The organism is Piscirickettsia salmonis LF-89 = ATCC VR-1361 (genome assembly GCF_000297215.2).
GTDB lineage: Bacteria > Pseudomonadota > Gammaproteobacteria > Piscirickettsiales > Piscirickettsiaceae > Piscirickettsia > Piscirickettsia salmonis.
The window spans coordinates 20,634-24,357 of record NZ_AMFF02000006.1; the positions used below are offsets into that span (position 1 = coordinate 20,634).

4 protein-coding genes are annotated in these 3,724 nt (G+C 37.9%); 3 read left to right on the plus strand and 1 reads right to left on the minus strand.

Annotation, left to right across the window (positions count from 1 at the left end; translation table 11 throughout):
• Positions 1–367: 367 nt before the first annotated feature.
• Positions 368–541, minus strand: a complete 174-nt coding sequence (locus tag C200_RS15290; protein ID WP_016211838.1) for a hypothetical protein — start codon at positions 539–541, stop codon at positions 368–370.
• Positions 542–1,011: 470 nt separating this feature from the next.
• Here C200_RS15290 and C200_RS00680 point away from each other — a divergent pair, with 470 nt between their 5' ends.
• The 3 genes from C200_RS00680 to C200_RS00690 all read left to right on the plus strand — a co-directional run bounded on the left by C200_RS00680 (position 1,012) and on the right by C200_RS00690 (position 3,677).
• Positions 1,012–1,476 (plus strand): Dps family protein, encoded by a 465-nt coding sequence (locus tag C200_RS00680; RefSeq protein ID WP_016211840.1) that lies wholly within the window; start codon positions 1,012–1,014, stop codon positions 1,474–1,476.
• 158 nt (positions 1,477–1,634) lie between these two features.
• Entirely contained in the window at positions 1,635–3,107 is a 1,473-nt protein-coding gene (locus C200_RS00685; protein ID WP_016211839.1) for a catalase, read from the plus strand.
• A gap of 117 nt (positions 3,108–3,224) precedes the next feature.
• Positions 3,225–3,677 carry a CBS domain-containing protein gene (locus tag C200_RS00690; protein ID WP_016211841.1) on the plus strand — a complete coding sequence of 151 codons (453 nt, stop codon included), beginning with the start codon at positions 3,225–3,227 and terminating at the stop codon, positions 3,675–3,677.
• Positions 3,678–3,724: the final 47 nt, after the last annotated feature.

Sequence of the window (3,724 nt, forward strand, 5' to 3'; positions counted from 1 at the left end):
GTTTGAATTATTGCTCACCTAATCATGTTTTTTTAGAGTATTTGATGGCGGCTTAGTATAGAGTAGTGTTGCACTTCAGATGACGGAGGGCGTTCTTTTCTATAACAAATATTAATCTTTATTTTGGTTCTGGATCTTTATCTTGATTTTGGCCATGACTCTTATCTTTTTTCTTACTTTATTTTCTGCTTTTTAGGTTTTTCAGACTCAGCAGCTTGCTGTCCTTGAAATAAGCAGGCTTCTGCTCCTTTTCCTATTCCTGTACTTTTTGTTGTTAACCATTTGAATATTTTTGCTCCTGTTACGCTTGGGTCTATCGATTCTTGTGCATTTGCTGCTGCACCTACTGCGTTTATGCCTACCCCGCCTACGGCTCTCCTTCAGTTGTATCATCAAGCTGTGCCTGCGCTTGCCTTGCTATTATTCGTGCCTCCATTCTTATTTCTGCGGCGGCTAATGCTGCTATTTCTAATAATCGCGCTGCATCTGGTGGTACTGCTGATGCAGCGGATGATGATAGCGGTAGTATAGGCTTAGCCATAATATTGAACCTTTAATTTCTTTAGAGATTTAGAGTTTTTTAAATTTAATTCTATAAAAAATTTTATACATCAAAAGGATAGAGGTTGTAATCTCAAGTTAAGGTAAATTTTAAGATGAGTTTGAAAAATAGAGTCATAAATTTTCTATAGCGAGGTAAGTGAATATTTTTCATGTTAATTGTAGCTAAATATTCTTGCTTATTATAGCAAGATCAAATATTTTGGGAATGAATTTATAATCTGTTTGCGAGATTGACGTTAATTTTTAATTCAAGAGGTTATAGCAGTGGGTGAGGGGTCTTTATATTTTTAATGGGTAATAAACCATGGAGTGGTATAAAGCTTGACTTAGAGTGACTTTAGATTGATAGTTTTTGTTTATTGAATTAATAAAATTAATCGATTTAATTAATAGCGGATACTGTAATATAGTGATGATAAGCATTTAGATTTTAAAGAGGAAAATGCAATGAACTTAATCGGTTTAAATCAAGAAAAAACGGCTGAAATTAGTAAAGAATTGAATAAATTATTGGCAACTTACCAAGTGTTTTATATGAATGTACGTGGATTCCATTGGAACATTAAGGGGCAACAATTCTTTGAACTGCATACGAAGTTCGAAGAAATTTATAATGACTTGTTAACGAAAGTGGATGAGATTGCCGAGCGTATTTTAACCTTGGGTGAGCAGCCCCTACACGCGTATAGTCAATATGCTAAACACTCAGAAATTAGTGAAGCGATTAATGTGGTTGATGCTGAAAATTCAGTAAAGAGTTTATTAAATAGTTTTTCTGCGTTGATTAAACTGCAGCGCCATATTTTAAAAGTAAGTGGTGATGCTGAAGATGAAGGAACCAGCAGTTTGATGGGGGACTATATTAAAGAGCAAGAAAAACTGATTTGGATGTTTTTAGCCTATTTAAATTAATACTTAAATTAACTGATTAAGTAAGTGATTAAGTGATTAAGCAAGTTATCAGTGACGTTATCGTCGCTTGTCAGGTATGGTATCAAAAGAGAGCTGCCGGATGTGATCACGCTCTTGAACAATAGTTCTGAAGAAAATAGCAAAGGAGATAAATTAAAATGACAATACTCACAACCAGCAGTGGTGCACCTATTGCAGATGATCAAAATAGTTTAACTGCAGGTGAGCGTGGACCCGTTCTATTGCAAGACTGGCAATTGTTAGAAAAATTAGCACATTTTAACCGTGAGAGAATTCCTGAGCGTGTTGTGCATGCCAAAGGTAGTGGCGCTTATGGAACGTTTACACTGACAAAGAGCCTAAGTGATTATACTATTGCTGATTATTTACAGCAGCAAGGAGAGAAAACGGAAGTTTTCCTACGTTTTTCAACCGTGGGCGGTGAAATGGGTTCAGGCGATGCAGTACGTGATCCACGTGGTTTTGCGGTGAAATTCTATACACGTGAAGGTAATCATGATGTGGTCGGTAATAATACACCGATATTTTTCTTGAGGGATCCAAGTAAGTTTCCTGATTTTATTCATACGCAAAAGCGTAATCCGGTGACTAACTTAAAAGACCCTGAAGCGGTGTGGGATTTTTGGTCTTTAAATCCCCAGTCAATGCACCAAATTACCATTTTAATGTCTGATCGTGGTATTCCAACCGATTATCGCCATATGAATGGCTATGGATCGCATACGTTTGCGTTATGGAATCAACAAGGTGAGCGCTTTTGGGTAAAATGGCATTTTAAAACTGAGCAAGGGGTCCAGTGCATAACTGGAGAGGAAGCGGCTAAGATTGCTGGAGAGAATCCAGATCATGCACAAGAAGACTTGGTGAAGGCGATCGAGACTGGTGATTTTCCAAAATGGCGTGTTTATTTGCAAATTATGCCAGAAAAAGATGCAGAAACCTATCAGTTGAATCCGTTTGACTTAACCAAAGTATGGCCGCATCAAGACTATCCGCTTGTGGAAATTGGTATGCTAGAGCTTAATCGAAATGTCGAGAATTATTTTGCTGAAGTTGAGCAATCGGCATTTTCGCCGAGTAATTTAGTGCCTGGGATTGATGCCTCGCCAGATAAAATGTTGCAAGCGCGCTTGTTTAGTTATCCTGATGCACATCGTTATCGGATTGGTGCTAATTATAATGATTTGTCGGTCAATTGTCCGCATGCCACCCGTGTTGATAATTACCAGCGTGGTGGTGCGATGGCGGGCACACGTTGCCCTTATAGTACGGCAGAGACCGCACCTTCTGGACGTTCCAGTGTGAATTATGGTCCAAATACGAAGAATGGTCCTGCGGAAAACCCAAAACTAAAAGCTCCAGCACTGAAGATTTCAGGAGATGCGGACTATTATGACCACCGTCATGGTGCAGATGACTATAGTCAGGCGGGTAATTTATATCGTATCATGAATGAAGATCAGAAAAATCAGCTGGTGAGCAATATTGCTGGTAGTTTGAGTCAAGCTTCTGAACCGGTAGTCAAGCGCATGCTAGAGCATTTTAAGCAATGCGATAGTGATTATGGGCAGTGTGTTGAGCATTTAGTCAAGCAGTTAAAAGGTCAGTAATTTTTCTGCTTTATTAGTCAGAGTATTTAAGAGGGCCGCTTGTGCGGTCCTTTATAAGTTTTACGTCGCTATGTTAACTCAGTTTATTTGTTAAAATTTATTAAAAGGACTAAATTAATGGATACCTCAGTTGCCAAACTTTTAAATGAGAAAAATCAAGATATTTTAACTGCAGCACCATCTATGTCGGTGTATGACTGCACGTTAATGATGGCTGAAAAAAACATCGGTGCGTTACCTATTGTTGAAAATAATGCCTTGGTTGGGATTTTTACCGAACGTGACTTAATGCTTAAAGTCGTTAAGGAAAGGAAAAACCCGGAAGCGTTGGCTGTCAATGAGGTGATGACCAAGGAAGTGATTTATATTCATAAAAATAGCTCGTTGAATGAAGCGATGGCGATTATGACTGATCAGCGTATTCGGCATATTCCATTGCTTGAGGATGGTCAATTAATCGGCATGATTTCTATTGGTGATATTACCCATTGGTTGAGCTTAAACTATGACCGCCAAAAATATGAACTTAATGTATTGAATGATTATGTTAATAACCGTGGTTATTCTTAATTGGTTTTAAAATATTTACAATTAAAATTGGGGCTGACACCTAATAA